The organism is Paracoccus sulfuroxidans (genome assembly GCF_007830335.1).
Classification (GTDB): domain Bacteria; phylum Pseudomonadota; class Alphaproteobacteria; order Rhodobacterales; family Rhodobacteraceae; genus Paracoccus; species Paracoccus sulfuroxidans.
In genome coordinates this window covers 211,086-227,607 of record NZ_VLKU01000002.1, presented here as the reverse complement: position 1 = coordinate 227,607, position 16,522 = coordinate 211,086, and the positions used below count along the sequence as shown (strand labels likewise).

General features: G+C 65.3%; 13 protein-coding genes and 1 tRNA gene. 7 read left to right on the top strand and 7 right to left on the bottom strand.

Features of this window, described 5'->3' with window-relative positions; translation table 11 throughout:
• Positions 1-3: 3 nt before the first annotated feature.
• Positions 4-804 (bottom strand): creatininase family protein, encoded by an 801-nt coding sequence (locus IQ24_RS03610; RefSeq protein ID WP_145396352.1) that lies wholly within the window; start codon positions 802-804, stop codon positions 4-6.
• Between the two features lie 208 nt (positions 805-1,012).
• On the opposite strand from IQ24_RS03610, the gene IQ24_RS03605 reads away from it, so the two are divergent.
• On the top strand, positions 1,013-2,215 hold the full coding sequence (locus tag IQ24_RS03605; RefSeq protein ID WP_145396351.1) for an NAD(P)/FAD-dependent oxidoreductase: 1,203 nt from the start codon (positions 1,013-1,015) through the stop codon (positions 2,213-2,215).
• 259 nt (positions 2,216-2,474) lie between these two features.
• Here IQ24_RS03605 and IQ24_RS03600 read toward each other — a convergent pair.
• Positions 2,475-2,549 (bottom strand) — tRNA-Asn (locus IQ24_RS03600).
• 60 nt (positions 2,550-2,609) lie between these two features.
• Positions 2,610-3,476, bottom strand: coding sequence for an MBL fold metallo-hydrolase (locus IQ24_RS03595; RefSeq protein WP_145396350.1), 867 nt, complete (start codon positions 3,474-3,476; stop codon positions 2,610-2,612).
• Positions 3,477-3,550: 74 nt separating this feature from the next.
• Between IQ24_RS03595 and IQ24_RS03590 the strand changes: the two genes are divergently transcribed.
• The 4 genes from IQ24_RS03590 (at position 3,551) to IQ24_RS03575 (ending at position 7,084) form a co-directional block, all read left to right on the top strand.
• Complete coding sequence (locus tag IQ24_RS03590; RefSeq protein ID WP_145396349.1) at positions 3,551-4,891, top strand: ATP-binding protein; 1,341 nt, start codon at positions 3,551-3,553, stop codon at positions 4,889-4,891.
• An 85-nt stretch (positions 4,892-4,976) separates the two neighbouring features.
• Positions 4,977-5,903 (top strand): ACP S-malonyltransferase, encoded by a 927-nt coding sequence (fabD, locus tag IQ24_RS03585; protein WP_145396348.1) that lies wholly within the window; start codon positions 4,977-4,979, stop codon positions 5,901-5,903.
• Between the two features lie 72 nt (positions 5,904-5,975).
• Positions 5,976-6,713 carry a 3-oxoacyl-ACP reductase FabG gene (gene fabG, locus IQ24_RS03580; protein ID WP_145396347.1) on the top strand — a complete coding sequence of 246 codons (738 nt, stop codon included), beginning with the start codon at positions 5,976-5,978 and terminating at the stop codon, positions 6,711-6,713.
• A gap of 137 nt (positions 6,714-6,850) precedes the next feature.
• Positions 6,851-7,084, top strand: a complete 234-nt coding sequence (locus tag IQ24_RS03575) for an acyl carrier protein (protein WP_028720942.1) — start codon at positions 6,851-6,853, stop codon at positions 7,082-7,084.
• Between the two features lie 138 nt (positions 7,085-7,222).
• On the opposite strand, the gene IQ24_RS03570 is transcribed toward IQ24_RS03575, so the two are convergent.
• Genes IQ24_RS03570 through IQ24_RS03555 form a run of 4 tightly spaced genes read right to left on the bottom strand, consistent with a single transcriptional unit; the run spans position 7,223 to position 11,792 of the window.
• The gene (locus IQ24_RS03570) at positions 7,223-8,299 is read right to left on the bottom strand and encodes a BMP family ABC transporter substrate-binding protein (protein WP_145396346.1); all 1,077 of its coding nucleotides are present in this window, start codon (positions 8,297-8,299) and stop codon (positions 7,223-7,225) included.
• Between the two features lie 28 nt (positions 8,300-8,327).
• The gene (locus IQ24_RS03565) at positions 8,328-9,215 is read right to left on the bottom strand and encodes an ABC transporter permease (protein ID WP_145396345.1); all 888 of its coding nucleotides are present in this window, start codon (positions 9,213-9,215) and stop codon (positions 8,328-8,330) included.
• Positions 9,215-10,285 (bottom strand): ABC transporter permease, encoded by a 1,071-nt coding sequence (locus IQ24_RS03560; RefSeq protein ID WP_145396344.1) that lies wholly within the window; start codon positions 10,283-10,285, stop codon positions 9,215-9,217. The genes IQ24_RS03565 and IQ24_RS03560 overlap by 1 nt, the downstream gene beginning before the upstream one ends.
• Complete coding sequence (locus IQ24_RS03555; RefSeq protein WP_145396343.1) at positions 10,272-11,792, bottom strand: ABC transporter ATP-binding protein; 1,521 nt, start codon at positions 11,790-11,792, stop codon at positions 10,272-10,274. Before IQ24_RS03555 ends, IQ24_RS03560 begins: the two co-directional genes overlap by 14 nt.
• Positions 11,793-11,887: 95 nt before the next feature.
• Here IQ24_RS03555 and dnaE point away from each other — a divergent pair, with 95 nt between their 5' ends.
• A complete protein-coding gene (gene dnaE, locus IQ24_RS03550; protein WP_145396342.1) occupies positions 11,888-15,361 on the top strand; it encodes a DNA polymerase III subunit alpha in 3,474 nt (1,157 codons plus the stop codon).
• A gap of 64 nt (positions 15,362-15,425) precedes the next feature.
• Complete coding sequence (locus tag IQ24_RS03545; protein ID WP_145396341.1) at positions 15,426-16,508, top strand: AGE family epimerase/isomerase; 1,083 nt, start codon at positions 15,426-15,428, stop codon at positions 16,506-16,508.
• Positions 16,509-16,522 lie beyond the last annotated feature (14 nt).

Here is a 16,522-nt window from a genome sequence, read left to right as displayed (position 1 = left end):
GGGTCAGGTCTCCGGTGCGGCGTCGAGCCAGCTAAGCGGGATCGAGTCGATCTCGGCCATCGCCTCGACCAGCAGGGGGATGGCGTGGTTCAGCGTGGCCTCGCCCTTTTCGGCGGTGGCAAGATGCGCCTCGCCGCAGGCTCCGGCCGGGTTCAGGTCCTGCGTCTTCCAGCCCGGCTTGGCCGAGCGGCCCAGCCCGACGTGACGCAGACGCTCGGCCAGATCCTGCCCGCGAGAGCGGAAATCGCGCGCCTGCGTCATGTCGACATTGGCCGGGTCCAGCGCCAAGAGAACCGAGGTCTCCATATCGCCTGCGTGGATGCCGTGGCGGGACTCGGTCTCGGAATAGATGCCCTCGGGCATGCCGAAGCCGAACCAGTTCACCGAAAAGACCAGCATGTCATGATGCACGCGCAGCTCTCTCGCGACGACATCCATGATCGGGATATTGCCGCCATGGCCGTTCAGCAGCACCATCTTGCGCACACCCGCCCGCGCCACGCTGGCGCCGATCTCGACCAGCACGCGGATCAGCGTCTCGGCCGTCAGGGTCAGGGTGCCCGGGAAATCAATATGCTCATCGCTTTTGCAGATCGCCTGCGTCGGCAGGAAGATCGCAGGGCTTTCGGCGGGCAGGGCAGCCGCAAGGCGGCGGGCGACGGCGTCAACGGTCAGCGTATCGACCGACATCGGCAGATGCGGGCCATGTTGTTCAATCGCGCCAAGCGGCAGAACCGCAATCAGACGCTCATGGTCTAGCACGGCGAAATCACGGCGGGAATAATCGGCCCAGAAACGCTTCATGCGGGCCACCCCTCAAGGCTTGGGGATTCGAATCGTTGCGGCATGTTTTCCTCCCTCTCTCCCTGAGCTTAGTTAATTTCATAGCAAACGGTCAAACTATTTGGTAAGTAAATTTCAGAGGCCCGGAAAGGAAACAATCTTTCGCGCCGGTGGCATGCAGGACATCCGGCGAACGGGCAGGGACGGAAGCGGCAGAGGAGGCCACAGCATGACCCGAATCGTGATCCTTGGCGGCGGACAGGCCGGTGCGGCGCTGGCGGCCAAACTGCGCGTGCTGGGGCATGATGGCCCGATCACGCTGATCTGCGGCGAGCCGGATCTGCCCTATCAGCGTCCGCCCCTGTCGAAGAAATACCTGCTGGGCGAGATGACGCGCGAGCAACTCTACCTGCGCCCCGAACGCTTCTATGCCGAGCAGGAGATCACCGTGATCCGCGACCGCATGGCGACGGGCATCGACACGCAGGGGCAGCGCGTCATTCTGGACGGGGAGGAAGTTCCCTATGACAAGCTGGCGCTGACCCTCGGCTCGTCTCCGCGCCGGCTTCCGGCGGCGATGGGGGGCGATCTGCCGGGGCTCTATGCGGTTCGCGGGCTGGCCGACGTCGACCGCTTGGCCGCCGAGTTCCAGCCGGGCCGCAAGGTGCTGATCATCGGCGGCGGCTATATCGGGCTGGAGGCTGCGGCCGTCGCCACGAAGCTGGGCCTTGAGGTCACCGTCATCGAGGCCGCGCCGCGCATCCTGCAACGCGTCGCAGCACCCGAGACCGCCGATTATTTCCGAGCCCTGCATCGCTCGCATGGTGTCACCTTCCGCGAAGGCGTGGGGCTTGAGCGGCTGGAGGGCGGCGAGGGCATCACCGCGCAGTTGTCAGATGGCAGCACCTGCCGGGCCGATTTCGCCATTCTGGGCATCGGCATCCTGCCCAACACTCAGCTGGCCGAGGCGGCGGGCCTGCATTGTGATCAGGGGATTGTCGTTGACGCCCAGGGCCAGACCTCGGACGCGCAGATCTGGGCTGCGGGCGACTGTGCCAGACTGCCCTATCGCGGCGCGATGATCCGGCTGGAAAGCGTGCAGAACGCGATTGATCAGGCCGAAGCGGTGGCCGCGAACATGCTGGGCGCGGGGCAGGATTATGAGCCCAAGCCGTGGTTCTGGTCTGACCAATATGACGTGAAGCTGCAGATCGCCGGGCTGAACGCGGGCCATGACCGCATCGTCGCGCGCCCGGGGGCGTCGGCTGCCAGCCTGTCGCATTGGTATTACGCGGCCGACACGCTGCGCGCGGTCGACGCGATGAACGACCCGCGTGCCTATATGATCGGCAAGCGGCTGATCGAGGCAAGCCGCTCACCCGCGCCCGAGCAGGTTGCGGATGCGGGGTTTGATTTGAAGGGATTGCTGTAGCGCCTTCCGGCTCAACGGCAGGGTTGCGGCCGCCGCTGAAGCGAAGCGGCGGGCGTGGCTCGGGCGAATGGATGAGAGCGGGAGTTTGAGTGGCACTGCGGTGCCAAAACTGGATTGTGCGCCGCGGCAAGGCATGGTTCGCCATAGCCGAACTTCCTGCGCTTCCAGAAAGGATCAGCAGGTTGAGAGCGAGGGTCGCAGAACAGCGGGATAAAGATGTGCTGCCAAATGGCCTTCAAGATTTTGATTTAGAAGGATTTGGCTCCGGCGGTAGGGATCGAACCTACGACCAATTGATTAACAGTCAACTGCTCTACCGCTGAGCTACGCCGGAACACGAGGCGGTGTATAGCGGGGGTCTTTGGGGGCGTCCAGAGGGTTTGTCGCAATTTTTTCACGACAGATGAAAAACACTCTCGGCGGTCAGATCGCCCTTGGGGGCGACGGCGCCAAGCTCGCTCAGCGCGACCAGATGGGCCAGCACATTGCGCGCGGCGGCGGGCATCAGCGCCGAGGGCACATCGTAGATCCGACCGGCCAGATCTGTGGGTGAACCGGGGGCCTCGCGCAGCGCGGCAAGGATCTGCGCGGTGCGTTCGCGGCGGTGCGCGGCCAGCTCGGCGAAGCGGGCGGCGGGATCGGTCACCGGATCGCCATGGGCGGGCAGAAGCTCACGCGGGTTCAGCGCCGCAAGGCGCGAGAGCGAGCGGAAATAATCGGCCAGATCGCCATCTGGCGGAGAGATCAGCGTCGAGGACCAGCCCAGCACGATATCGCCGCAATAGATGCGGTCGCCTTCGATAAAGCTCAGATGACCGGCGAAATGGCCCGGCGTGTGCAGCGCGGTGAGGCTCCATTCATCGGTCTCGATCACGCTGCCGTCGGCGATGATCTGATCGGGCCGGAAGGCCAGGTCGAGCCCTTCGCCTCCACGCAGCTGGCCTGAAGCAGCAAGGCGGGCCATGACGGCAGAGCGACCTGCCGTGGCCTCTCCATAGGCCAGAATCGGGGCCCCGCAGGCCTCGGAGAGGGCGCGCGCGCCTTCGGAATGGTCCAGATGCGCATGGGTGATCAGGATATGCGTGACCTTGCCCTTGCCCACGGCCGCGAGGATCGCCCCACGGTGCTGCGGCAGATCGGGGCCGGGGTCGATGATACCGACCTGGCTTTCGCCCAGGAGGAAGGTGTTCGTGCCGCGCCCGGTCAGGGGCGAGGCGTTGTCGGCCAGAATGACGCGGGGGGCTTTCAAGGGTGTGGTCATGGCGCTAGCCTAGCAGGGATGTTTCCGGTTTCCAGAACCAATCGGAGGCCGAGGAAAGGCAGGACTGCCCCGCAATGAATTTCGACTGGCTCAAGCATGTGATGCCGCGCGGGCTCTACGGGCGGGCGGCGCTGATTCTATTCCTGCCGGTGGTCGTGATCACGCTGGTCGTGACGGTCATGTTCCTGCAGCGGCATTTCGAGGATGTCACACGGCAGATGACGCTGGGCATGTCCGGAGAGATCGCCCTGATCGCGGATCGCGTCGAAGCGGCCCCGGATATCGAGGTCGCGCGGGCCGATGTCGAAAGCCTTCTTGCGCCGCTGGGGATGCAGTTCGAGCTGCCCGCGACGCAGGCTGCGGTCGAGGAACGGAGCTTTTACGATTTCTCCGGCCGGGTGGTGATCTCGGTCCTGCATCAACAATTGCCGCAGGTCGAGGCGGTGGATCTGGGCCAGCGGCGCGAGGTTCGGGTGACCTTGCAGGGCCCCTATGGCCCCTATGCGCTGATCTTTCCGCGCCAGCGGGTCAGCGCCTCGAACCCGCACCAGCTTCTGGTGCTGATGGCGGGGACCTCGCTTCTGATGACGGCGATTGCGACGATTTTCCTGCGCAACCAGCTGCGCCCGATCCGCAGGCTGGGCCGCGTGGCCGAGGAATATGGCAAGGGGCGCATCCTGCCCTATCGTCCCGCAGGCGCGGTCGAGATCCGCAGCGCGGGCACTGCGTTTCTGGAGATGCGCGCGCGGATCGAGCGGCAGAACGAACAGCGCAAGCAGATGCTGTCGAGCATCAGCCATGACCTGCGCACGCCTCTGACCCGGCTGCGGCTGGGGCTCTCGATGCTGAGCCCGGATTATCCGCCCGAACGCGAGGAGGTCACGGCGCTGGAAAGCGATGTGACGGCGATGTCGACCATGGTCGAGGCGTTCCTCGATCATGCAAGGGACAATGCGCAGGAGGCGCCGCCCGAGCTGCTGCCGGCGCTGGATTTCCTGCGCGGAGTGGTGGCCGATGCGCAGCGCGGCGGCCAGAAGGTGACCCTGACCGAGATGGCGGGCGATCCGCAGGGCAAGGCGACCTTTCGGCCTGACAGCCTGCGGCGTGCGGTGGAAAACCTGATCGGCAATGCCGTGCGCTATGGCAGCCGGGCCGAGGTCTCGGGCGCGCTTGGACCGGGGTATTTCCGCATCTCGGTCGAGGATGACGGTCCGGGCATTCCGGCCGAGAGGCGCGAGGAGGCGATGAAGCCCTTCACCCGTCTGGATCCGGCGCGCAACCAGAACCAGGGGCAGGGCGTGGGCCTGGGGCTGGCGATTGCCGTCGACATTGCCCGCGCGCATGGCGGGCAGTTGCGACTGGGCGAGGGGCAGCATCTGGGCGGGCTTCTGGCCGAGATCGTCATTCCCCGTTAAGGCGCGCATTCCCCGCAAATTGTTGCGGCAGGGCGCGCTGCGGGCTAAGCGTGTCTGCAACGAGACAACAAAGCAGAGGTTCCGCATGCGGGCATTCGTTTTTCCGGGGCAGGGTGCGCAGGTCATCGGCATGGGGCGTGAGCTGGCCGAGGCCAGCCCGGCCGCCGCAGAGGTCTTTCGCGAGGTCGATGACGCTCTGGGTGAGAAGCTTTCCGATCTGATCTGGAATGGCGATATCGAGACCCTGACGCTGACCCAGAATGCCCAGCCTGCGCTGATGGCGACCTCGATGGCCGCGATGCGCGCACTAGAGGCCGAGGGCTATGCGATCACCGATGCCGATTTCGTCGCCGGGCACAGCCTTGGCGAATATTCCGCGCTTTGCGCGGCAGGCGCGCTGAGCCTTGCCGATACCGCGCGTCTTTTGCGCCTGCGCGGCACCGCAATGCAGGAGGCGGTGCCCGTCGGGCAGGGCGCGATGGCGGCGATCCTGGGGCTGGATTTTGCGACGGTCGACGAGATTGCCCGCAAGGCCGCCGGGGATGAGGTCTGTCAGGCCGCCAATGACAATGATCCGGCGCAGGTCGTGATCTCGGGTCACAAGGCGGCGGTCGAGCGGGCGGCGGCTTTGGCGAAGGAACAGGGAGCAAAACGTGCGCTGATGCTGCCGGTGTCGGCCCCCTTCCATTCGGCGCTGATGCAGCCCGCTGCGGCCGTCATGGCCGAGGCGCTGGCCGGGGTGGAGATTCAGGCGCCTGCGGTGCCTTTGATCGCCAATGTGCGCGCCGAGCCCGTCGTTGAGCCCGGTGCGATCCGGCGCCTGCTGGTCGAGCAGGTCACCGGCTCGGTCCGCTGGCGCGAGTCGATCGAGTTTCTGTCGGGGGCCGGTGTGACCGAATATTGGGAAATCGGCGCGGGCAAAGCCCTGTCCGGGATGATCAAGCGGACGGCGAAAGAGGCTGTCACGCGCAACATCGCGACGCCTGCGGATATCGCGGCCCTGAAGGAATGAACCGGGAAGGAAGCCGGGGGCGCTGCCCCCGGACCCCCGGGGTATTTGAACAACAAAGAAGATGAGGCGGGAATGTTTGATCTAACGGGCAAGAAGGCGCTGGTGACCGGGGCCTCGGGCGGAATCGGCGGTGCGATTGCCGAAGCCCTGCATGCTGCCGGGGCGGAAGTGACCCTGTCGGGGACCCGTGAGGCCCCCTTGCGGGAGCTGTCGGACCGGCTAGGGTCGCGCGCCCATGTGGTCACGGCGAATCTGTCCTCGGCCGAGGAGGTCGAGGGGCTGCCGAAGGCTGCCATCGCGGCGATGGGGTCCCTGGATATTCTGGTCAACAACGCCGGGATCACGCGGGACAATCTGTTCATGCGCATGTCCGATGAGGAATGGCAGCAGGTGATCGACGTGAACCTGACCTCGAGCTTTCGGCTGTGCCGGGGCGTTCTGCGGGGCATGATGAAAGCCCGCTGGGGTCGGATCGTGAATATTTCCTCGGTCGTGGGTGCGACCGGGAATGCGGGGCAGGGGAACTATGCGGCGGCGAAGGCCGGGCTGGTCGGCATGTCGAAAAGCCTGGCCTATGAGGTCGCCTCGCGGGGAATCACCGTGAACTGCATCGCGCCGGGCTTCATCGAGACCGCGATGACCGAGAAGCTGAACGAGGATCAGAAGTCGCGCCTGCTGACGCAGATCCCGGCGGGGCGCATGGGAACGGCTGAGGAAATCGCCGCTGCCGCCCTGTTCCTTTCCAGCGCCGAGGCGGGTTACGTCACCGGCACGACCGTGCATGTGAACGGCGGCATGGCGATGCTGTGAACATGGTTTATGCGGGTTGCAAGATCACGGTCTCGTGCTATATCCCGCGAATAAGGCTGCAGGGGAACCGCCCTGGGCTGTCGTCGGCGCTTGTGCCGGCACATCTGGGCGGATGCCCGCGAAAATGAGGAAGTGACATGAGCGATATCGCTGATCGCGTGAAAAAAATCGTCGTCGAGCACCTGGGCGTTGACGAGGACAAGGTGACCGAATCCGCGTCCTTCATCGATGATCTTGGCGCCGACTCGCTGGACACGGTTGAGCTGGTCATGGCGTTCGAGGAAGAATTCGGCATCGAAATCCCGGACGACGCAGCTGAAACCATCCAGACTTTCGGCGATGCCGTGAAGTTCATCCAGGGCGCTGTCTAAGACCTCGCTGGATTTCTGACAGGGCGGCGGCATCCGAGAAGGAGGCCGCCGCTTTTTCATGTCTGGCTGTCAGGCCGCGTGGAATTGCAAAAGGCCGGGACATGTCCCGGCCTTTGTCGTTTTTCCCGTGTGCAGGGCTTATTTCGGCAGCTGCGCGGTGATGCCTTCGACGTAGAAGTTCATTGCCGACAGATCCTCGTCCTTGGCGGTTTCGCCTTCGGCCAGCCAGTCGCTGCCGTCCTGCTTTTTCAGCGGGCCGGTGAAGGGGTGCAGCTCGCCCTTGGCGATGGCGTCGCGGACCTCCTCGGCCTTGGCCTTCACCTCGGCGGGGACGGCGTCGGTGATCTCACCGATCTCGACCTCGCCATCGCCGATGCCCAGCCAGACGCCTTCGGATTTCCAGGTGCCGTCCAGCGCCGCGCCGACGCGCTTGATGTAATAGGGCTCCCAGTTGTCGATGATGGACGAGACGCGCGGGCTGGGCTTGAAGTTCGCCATGTCCGAGGCCTGACCAAAGCCGATGGCGCCGGATTCGGCGGCCTTGGCCAGCGGTGCGGTCGAATCGGTGTGCTGCATGAAGACGTCGACGCCTTCGGCGAAAAGGGCGGCGGCGGCGTCAGCCTCTTTCGCGGGGTCGAACCAGCTATAGGCCCAGACGACCTTCATCTCGACCTCGGGGTTCACCTTTTTCGCCGCCAGATAGGCCGAGTTGATGCCCTGAAGCACCTCGGGGATCGGGAAAGAGCCGATATAGCCGATCTTGTTTGATTTGGTCATCAGGCCCGCGATGGTGCCGATCACGGCGCGGCCTTCATAGAAGCGCGCGTCATAGGTCGCGACGTTGTCGGCGCGCTTGTAGCCGGTGGCGTGCTCGAATTTCACGTCGGGGAATTTCTTCGCGACGTTCTGGACCGCGTCCATGAAGCCGAAGCTGGTCGCGAAGATCAGCTTGTTGCCGGCCAGCGCCAGCTGGGTCAGCGCGCGTTCGGCGTCCGCGCCCTCGGGGACGGATTCGATATAGGAGGTCTCGATCCGGTCGCCATATTCCTTCTCGATCGCGAGGCGGCCCAGATCGTGCTGATAGGTCCAGCCGCCGTCGCCGATGGGGCCGACATAGATGAAGCCGACCTTCAGCTTCTCGCCCTGCGCCAGCGCGGGCAGCGCCGAGACGGCCATCAATGCGGCGGCGCTGCCAAGTAGGGTTCTGCGTTTCATGGGATTCTCCTGTCGGACTTGGGGCGCCTTATCGCAGCGCATGGAACGGCCGTCCCAGCGAGCCGGGGGCAGCACCCCCCGCCGAGCGGCCGAATTTCTGCTGGGCCGAGATCAGCACCAGCACAAGGATCGTGGCCAGATAGGGGGCCATGCTGAGAAGCTGGACGGGCACCGAGACGCCCGCCGCCTGCAGGCGCAGCTGCAACACCGTGACGCCACCGAAAAGCCACGCCCCGGCCAATGCGCCGCGCGGGTCCCAGCGGGAAAAGACGACGATGGCCAGTGCGATCCAGCCCGCGCCTGCGGTCATCCCCTCGGTCCACTGCAGCACGGTCGCGATCGAGATATAGGCACCGCCCAGACCCGCCATGGCCCCGCCGAAGGCGATCGCCAGCACGCGGATGCGGCGGACGGGATAGCCAAGCGCATGGGCGGCATCGTGGTTTTCGCCGACCGCGCGCAGGACCAGCCCGGCGCGGCTGCGGTTCAGGAACCACCAGACCAGCGGCACCGCGATCAGCCCCAGCCAGATCATCCAGTTCAGCCCCAGCGGCCCCATGGGCATGCTGGGGGCCTTGGTGCCCTCATAGGGCTTGCCGAACATTGCGGTCAGACCCAGCCCGAACAGCGTCAGCGCGAGCCCCGTCGCCACCTGATTGGTCAGCAGATACTGGCTGAGCCCGGCGAAGATCAGCGAGATGGCCGTGCCGCCCACCGCCGCCGCCAGAAAGCCAAGCGCCGGACTGCCCGAGGCATGGGCGGCGGCAAAGCCCGCCAGCGCGCCGCAGATCATCATGCCCTCTACGCCGAGGTTCAGAACGCCCGCGCGCTCGGCCACCAGCTCACCCAGCGAGGCGAAAAGGATCGGGGTCGCAGCTCCCAGCAGCATCAGGAAGACGGAAAGCGGATCGATCATCAGCGGACCCTCCGGATGCGGAAGCGGGTCAGGATGTCGAACCCGAGGATGAAGAACAGCAGCATGCCCTGAAACACCTGCACGCTGGCGGCGGGCATCTGCATGGTCAGCTGCGCGAGTTCCCCGCCGATATAGGTCAGCGCCAGCAGAAGGCCTCCCAGCAGGATGCCCACGGGATGCAGGCGGCCCAGAAAGGCCACGATGATGGCGGTGAAGCCGTAGCCCGAGCCGAAGTTCTCGGTGATCTGGCCGCCGGGTCCGGCAGCCTCGAAAAGCCCCGCCATGCCCGCCAGGGCGCCCGAGAAGCCAAGGCACAGTGCGACCAGCCAGCTGGGCTTCACCCCGGCAAAGCGGGCGGCGCGGGGCGCGGCACCTGCGGTGCGGATGTGAAAGCCCAGGATATGACGCGAGACGATGAACCAGGTGGCGATCAGCGCCACGCCCGCCGCGACCACACCCCAATGCAGGCCGGTGCCCGCGATGAGTTCTGGGTTTGAGGCGGGTTCATATTGCTGCAGGTTGCGCGAGCCGGGAAAGCCGAAGCCCTCGGGGTTTTTCAGCGGCCCGAAGGACATCCAGGCGGTGATGCGCTGCGCGACATAGACCAGCATCAGCGAGACGAGGATCTCGGAAGCGCCGAACCAGTTGCGCAGAAGGGCGGGGATCAGCCCCCAAGCCATGCCGCCAAGCGCGCCTGCCGCGATCATCGCCGGAAAGATCCAGATGCCTTCATTGGGGTAGGTAGCCAGTGCCACCGCCGCGCCGCAGATGCCGCCGATGATGTACTGACCCTCGGCCCCGATGTTCCAGATGCCCGCGCGGAAGCCAAGCGCCAGACCGCAGGCGATCAGGATCAGGGGGCCTGCCTTGACCAGAAGCTGCGGGCGGGAATAGCCCGCCGCCGTGCCGAACAGCGGGTCCCAGAAGATGGTGCGGATCGCCGCCAGCGGGTCGAAGCCGAGTGCGGCAAACAGGATGCCGCCCGCGATCATGGTGGCCAGCACGGCCAGCACCGGTGTTGCGATCTGCCAGCCCAGAGAGGCCGAGGCGCGCGGCTCAAGCCTCAACATGCGCGACCTCCATCCCATGCGCGCCACCCAGCATCAGGCCGATTTCCTCGATGGTCAGGCCCTCGGTCGCGCGGGGTGGCGACAGCCGCCCGTCGTTCAGGGCGGCGAAACGGTCGGAGAGTTCCAGCAATTCGTCCAGATCCTGACTGATGACGATGACGCCCGCGCCTCCACGGGCTAGGTCCAGCAGCGACTGGCGGATGGCGGCGGCAGCGCCCGCATCCACGCCCCAGGTCGGCTGGTTGACGACCAGAACGCGGGGCTTTCCCAGCACCTCGCGCCCGATCACGAATTTCTGCAGATTGCCGCCCGACAGCGCGCCCGCTGCCGTGCCGGGGCCGGGCGTGCGGACGTCGAAGGCGGTGATCACGGCTTCGGCAAAGCGGCGCGCGGCCCCGGGGTCAATGAGGCCGCGACGGACCAGCCCTTGCCGGTTCGCGCCGGTCAGCAGGGTGTTTTCGGTCAGGCTGAATTCGGGCACGGCAGCATGGCCCAGCCGATCCTCGGGCGCGGCCAGAAGCCCCGCCTGACGCCGCGTCTCGGGGCCTTTGCGCGACAGATCCTGCCCTTCCAGAAGAACCGTCCCGGCGGGCGACAGCGCCTCGCCCGACAGTGCCGACAGCAGTTCTTCCTGGCCGTTTCCGGCGACACCGCCAACGCCCAGAATTTCACCTGCCCGCAGTTCCAGCGAGATGTCCTGAAGGCGTGTCCCCTCGGCCGTGGGCGCGTCCAGCGACAGGTGCGAGACCTCAAGCACCGGCGCTCCGGCCTGACGATTGCTGCGGTCGACGGTGCGCATCTCGGCCCCGACCATCATCGCGGCCAGCGCCCGGGCAGAGTGGTCGCGCGGCGTGACGGTGTTCACCACCTTGCCATGGCGCAGGATGGTGGCGCTGTCGCAATGGCTGCGGATTTCTTCCAGCTTGTGGCTAATGTAAAGGATTGCAGTCCCGGTCCCGGCCAATTTGCGCAGGGTGGCGAAGAGGATCTCGGCCTCTTGCGGGGTCAGGACGCTGGTCGGCTCATCCATGATCAGCAGGCGCGGGGATTGCAGCAGGCAGCGCAGGATCTCGACCCGCTGACGCTCGCCCGCGGACAGGGTCGCGACGCGGCGGTTCGGGTTCAGGGGCAGCCCATAATCGCTGCTGGTCTGGGCGATGCGGCGCGAAAGCTCACGCCGGGGCGGCGGGTTCTCCATGCCAAGGGCGATGTTTTCCGCCACCGTCAGCGCATCGAACAGCGAGAAATGCTGAAACACCATCGCAACGCCTGCGGCACGGGCGGCGCGCGGGTCGGCGGGCAGATATTCCGCGCCCGAAAGCTGCATCTGGCCGTCGTCGGGCCTGACCAGCCCATAGATCATCTTCACAAGGGTCGATTTGCCCGCGCCGTTTTCGCCCAGCAGGGCGTGAATTTCGCCCGCAGAGACCGCGAAGCTGACATCATCATTGGCGCGCACGCCGGGATAGCTTTTGCCCAGGCCGATGGCCCGGAATACCTCGGTCACGATTGCGCGCCTTTCCCTCAACCCTGCCTTCTTATTAGCGGAATTCCGCCCAGAGACAATTGCACAGTTAGGCAGGTCGCGCCTAGATATCGTCCATGGCCGACACCTCACCACGATTCATTCACCTTCGCACCCATTCCGAGCATTCGCTGCTGGAGGGTGCGGTTCCCGTCAAGAAACTGATCGGCCTGGCCGAGCAGAACGGCATGCCTGCGGTCGCGCTGACCGACACCAACGTGCTGTTCGCCGCGCTGGAGTTTTCCGTCAAGGCGCTGGAGACCGGCATTCAGCCCATTGTCGGCTGCCAGATCACGCTGGAAGCGGGGGGCGTCACCGGCCCCGTCGTGCTGCTGACGCAATCGGCCGAGGGCTGGCTGAACCTGATGGAGCTGTCGACCTGTCTTTACCTGCGCGACGACGGCTCGCTGCCCCATGTCACGATGGAGGAGATCGCGCGTCTGTCCGGCGGGCTGATCTGCCTGACGGGCGGGGCGGGCGGCCCGATTGGCCAGCTGGTCGCCGCCGGGCGTCAGCAGGATGCGGGCGATCTGGCCCGCGATCTGGCCGAGGCCTTTCCGACGCGGCTTTATATCGAATTGCAGCGCCACCACGATGCCGAGGGCGCGCCTCTGGCCGCCGAGGTCGCGGCGGAAGGCGGCATGATCGACATCGCCTATGCGCAGGATCTGCCGCTGGTCGCGACCAATGATGTCTATTTCCCCAAGCCCGATCTTTATGACGCGCATGACGCGCTGATCTGCATTGCCGAGCGCGCCTATGTCGACCAGACCCAGCCGCGCCGTCGCCTGACGCCCGCGCATCACTTCAAGACGGCGGCCGAGATGGCGGCGCTGTTCGCCGACCTGCCTGAAGCCATCGAAAATACCGTCGAGATCGCCCGCCGCTGCGCCTTCGCTGTCAGCAAGCACAAGCCGATCCTGCCGCGCTTTGCCGATGACGAGGTCGAGGAATTGCGCCGTCAGGCCTGGGACGGCCTCAAGGCGCGTCTGGCCGTCATCCCGCACGCCACCTCGGTCGAGGAGTACGAGGCGCGGTTGAAGTTCGAGCTGGATATCATCGAGCAGATGGGCTTCCCCGGCTACTTCCTGATCGTCGCCGATTTCATCAAATGGGCCAAGGATCAGGGCATTCCGGTGGGACCGGGCCGGGGCTCGGGCGCGGGCAGTCTGGTGGCCTATGCGCTGACCATCACCGACCTTGATCCGCTGCGCTACAGCCTGCTGTTCGAACGCTTCCTGAACCCCGAACGCGTCTCGATGCCGGACTTCGACATCGACTTCTGCATGGACCGGCGCGAGGAAGTCATCCGCTACGTGCAAGAGAAATACGGCCGCGACAAGGTCGGGCAGATCATCACCTTCGGTGCGCTGCTGTCCAAGGCCGCCGTGCGCGACGTGGGCCGGGTGCTGCAACTGCCCTTCGGGCAGGTGGACCGGCTGTCGAAGATGATCCCGGTCGAGGGCGTGAAGCCCGTCAGCGTCACCAAGGCGCTGGCCGATGAGCCGCGCCTGCGCGAGGCCGCGCAGGAAGAGGTCGTGGCCCGGCTTCTGGATTACGCGGCGAAGGTCGAGGGGCTTTTGCGCAACGCCTCGACCCACGCGGCGGGCGTGGTGATCGGGGACCGGCCGCTGCACAAGCTGGTGCCGCTTTATCGCGATCCGGCCTCGGATATGCCCGCGACGCAATACAACATGAAATGGGTCGAGCAGGCCGGTCTGGTGAAGTTCGACTTTCTGGGCCTGAAGACGCTGACCGTCATCCAGAACGCCGTCCAGCTGATCCAGGACAGTGGGCGGCACCTGCATATTGCGCCCGACGGGAGCAATCTTTACCAGCCGCCGGACGGCGGGATCGACCAGATCAACGCCATCCCGCTGGACGACACAGCCAGCTATGACCTGTTTGCCTCGGCCCGCACGGTGGCGGTGTTCCAGGTGGAAAGCTCGGGCATGATGGACGCGCTGCGGCGCATGCGCCCGACCTGCATCGAGGATATCGTCGCACTGGTCGCGCTTTACCGTCCCGGCCCGATGGAGAACATCCCCACCTATTGCGAGGTGAAGAACGGGCTGCGACCCCTTGAATCCATTCACCCTTCCATCGACCATATTCTGGCCGAGACGCAGGGCATCATCGTTTATCAGGAACAGGTGATGCAGATCGCGCAGGAGATGGCGGGCTATTCGCTGGGCGGGGCCGACCTTCTGCGCCGCGCCATGGGCAAGAAGATCGCCGAGGAAATGGCCAAGGAGCGGCCGAAGTTCGTCGATGGCGCTGTCGCACATGGAGTCGAATCGAAGAAGGCCGGAGAGGTCTTTGACCTTCTTGAGAAATTTGCGAACTACGGCTTCAACAAATCGCACGCGGCGGCCTATGCGGTCGTCAGCTATCAGACCGCATGGCTGAAGGCGAACCACCCGGTCGAATTCATGGCCGCCGTGATGAACTGCGACATGCATCTGACCGACAAGCTGGCGGTCTATAAGCGCGAGGCCGACCGCATGGGGATCGAGACGGTGGCGCCTTGCGTCAACCGCTCGGCGCCCTCGTTCACCGTGCGGGATGGCAAGATCATCTATGCGCTCGGCGCGCTGAAAGGTGTGGGCCTTGAGGCGATGCGGATGATCACCGATGCGCGCGGCGATGCGCCCTTCCGCGACATGAACGATTTCGCCCGCCGCGTGGACATGCGCCGTGTGGGCAAGCGCCCGCTGGAGATGCTGGCCCGCGCCGGGGCCTTCGACGCGCTTGAGCCCAGCCGGGCCAAGGTTCTGAAATCGCTTGATGGTCTGGTCGCCTGGTCCTCGGCGGTGCAGGAGGCTGCGGCCTCGAACCAGTCCTCGCTATTTGGCGGCGGTGAGGATCTTCCGCCGCCCCGCGCCGTGGTCGCGCCGGTCTGGCTGCCGACCGAGAAGCTGGCGCAGGAACATGCAGCGGTGGGCTTCTATCTGTCGGGCCATCCGCTGGACGACTATCAGACCGCGCTGCGCCGCAAGGGCGTGCAGACGCTGGCCGAATTGCAGCAGGCGGCGCAGGACGGCGCGCTGGTCGCCTCGATCGCCGGAACCGTGGCGCATAAGCAGGAAAAGAAATCCGCCCGCGGCACGCGCTTTGCCTTCGTGGGCCTGTCCGATCCGACCGGGCTTTACGAGGTCACGGTGTTCTCGGACACGCTCGACGCCCATCGCGAACATCTGGAGGCCGGGGAAAACGTCGTTCTGCAGGTGCAGGTCGAACCCTCGGGCGATCAGGTGAAGATGCTGGCACGCTCGGTCACGCCGCTTGAGGCGGCGGTGGCGGATGCGGGCGCGGACCGCTTGGCGGTCACGATTGCCGACCTGCACCCTGTGCCCGAAATCGCTGCCGCCCTGCAGCGCATCCAGTCCGAGATCCGCGCCTCGTCCCGCGCCTGCGGCCCGATCAGCCTGCGCTACCGGCGCGGCGATGAGATCGTCGATATCGAGATCGCCGAAAATGCACCCCTGACGACGCCCGCGCGGCAGATCCTGCGGGCCATCCCCGGCGTGCTTGAAATCGTTGACGAATAGGGGTTGGCAAGAGGGCGGCCCCAAGGCTTAATCGCCGCGTTGTTGACGATCACCGGAGGTTTGCATGAGGTCGCCATTTATCAATCAGGGCACCACGCCGTCGAATGATGGCACTGTAACCCGCTTTGTCTCGCCCGAGGTGCAGACGAAAGGCTGGTACAATCCCGCAAAGCCGGTGGTTTTCGTCAACGGGATGCAGAACACCGGGCAGGACCATGCAGACAACGCCAATGCGCTGTCGCTGATGGTCGGTAGCCCCGTCTATGGCGTCTATAACCAGTCGGCCAGTCTTGTGGGCGATCTGTTCCAGTGCCTGACCGACAAGATGCGGCTCTCTGGCATCCAGTCGCAATCGGCGGGGGGGCAGACCGATTGGTACAAGGTCACCGAAGTGCTGTTCCAGATCGAGCGCAAGCTGCGGCCCGGCATCACCAAGGAAGATTTCGTCTATGAAATGCTGGGCGGCAATCAGGCGACCAAGGCGCTTTACGCGCTGCTGATCGGCGCGCCCGAGGCGAAGCTGGGCTGCCCGATCTATTGCCACAGCCAGGGCAACCTCATCACCTCGAACGCGCTGACGGGCGTCATGCTGGCGCGCGGCCCGGGGGCGATCGCGGGGCTGGAGGTGCACAGTTTTGGCTCTCCGGCGCGGTGGTGGCCAGCGGGACTGAACCGGCAAAGCTATTCCTTCACCTTCGACATGGTGGCGTTTCTGGACGTGCGCGGCGACTGGAGCAGCTCCTCGGTTGGGTACCGCTTCTCGCATGGCAAGAACCCGTTCACCCATGGCTTCCTTTACTATGCCGCCCATGACCCCGAGTTCATCATCAACCGCTTCCGCACCGGCGGCTGGGGTATGACGCTGAACATGGATGAAAAGGGGCTGGCGAAGTTCTGCGTGGACCTGCGCAACAACACCGACCGGCTGAAGCGCATTTTCACCCAGCTTGAGAACCATCACCAGACCGACAGCGACGATGTGGCCGTCCATTATGTCGAGATGCTGGGCGACAATGATCTGAAGGTGCTGCAGCAGACCGACCCGGATTTCGTCACGCAGCTGATCCGGCTTCTGCGCTCTGGCATCGTGGCTCCGGATGAAAGCCGCGCCGTCAGGCGGTTGCGTGCCGTTCAGCCCAACAGCTGAGCCGAGATAGCGGC

Excerpts from the sequence above, each read along its gene's own strand:
- IQ24_RS03590 (WP_145396349.1), top strand. The coding sequence starts at position 3,551 with ATGAATTTCGACTGGCTCAAGCATGTGATGCCGCGCGGGCTCTACGGG.
- IQ24_RS03570 (WP_145396346.1), bottom strand. The coding sequence starts at position 8,299 with ATGAAACGCAGAACCCTACTTGGCAGCGCCGCCGCATTGATGGCCGTC.
- fabD (WP_145396348.1), top strand. The coding sequence starts at position 4,977 with ATGCGGGCATTCGTTTTTCCGGGGCAGGGTGCGCAGGTCATCGGCATG.
- IQ24_RS03565 (WP_145396345.1), bottom strand. The coding sequence starts at position 9,215 with ATGATCGATCCGCTTTCCGTCTTCCTGATGCTGCTGGGAGCTGCGACC.
- IQ24_RS03545 (WP_145396341.1), top strand. The coding sequence starts at position 15,426 with ATGAGGTCGCCATTTATCAATCAGGGCACCACGCCGTCGAATGATGGC.
- IQ24_RS03595 (WP_145396350.1), bottom strand. The coding sequence starts at position 3,476 with ATGACCACACCCTTGAAAGCCCCCCGCGTCATTCTGGCCGACAACGCC.
- IQ24_RS03560 (WP_145396344.1), bottom strand. The coding sequence starts at position 10,285 with ATGTTGAGGCTTGAGCCGCGCGCCTCGGCCTCTCTGGGCTGGCAGATC.
- IQ24_RS03575 (WP_028720942.1), top strand. The coding sequence starts at position 6,851 with ATGAGCGATATCGCTGATCGCGTGAAAAAAATCGTCGTCGAGCACCTG.
- IQ24_RS03610 (WP_145396352.1), bottom strand. The coding sequence starts at position 804 with ATGAAGCGTTTCTGGGCCGATTATTCCCGCCGTGATTTCGCCGTGCTA.
- fabG (WP_145396347.1), top strand. The coding sequence starts at position 5,976 with ATGTTTGATCTAACGGGCAAGAAGGCGCTGGTGACCGGGGCCTCGGGC.
- IQ24_RS03605 (WP_145396351.1), top strand. The coding sequence starts at position 1,013 with ATGACCCGAATCGTGATCCTTGGCGGCGGACAGGCCGGTGCGGCGCTG.
- dnaE (WP_145396342.1), top strand. The coding sequence starts at position 11,888 with ATGGCCGACACCTCACCACGATTCATTCACCTTCGCACCCATTCCGAG.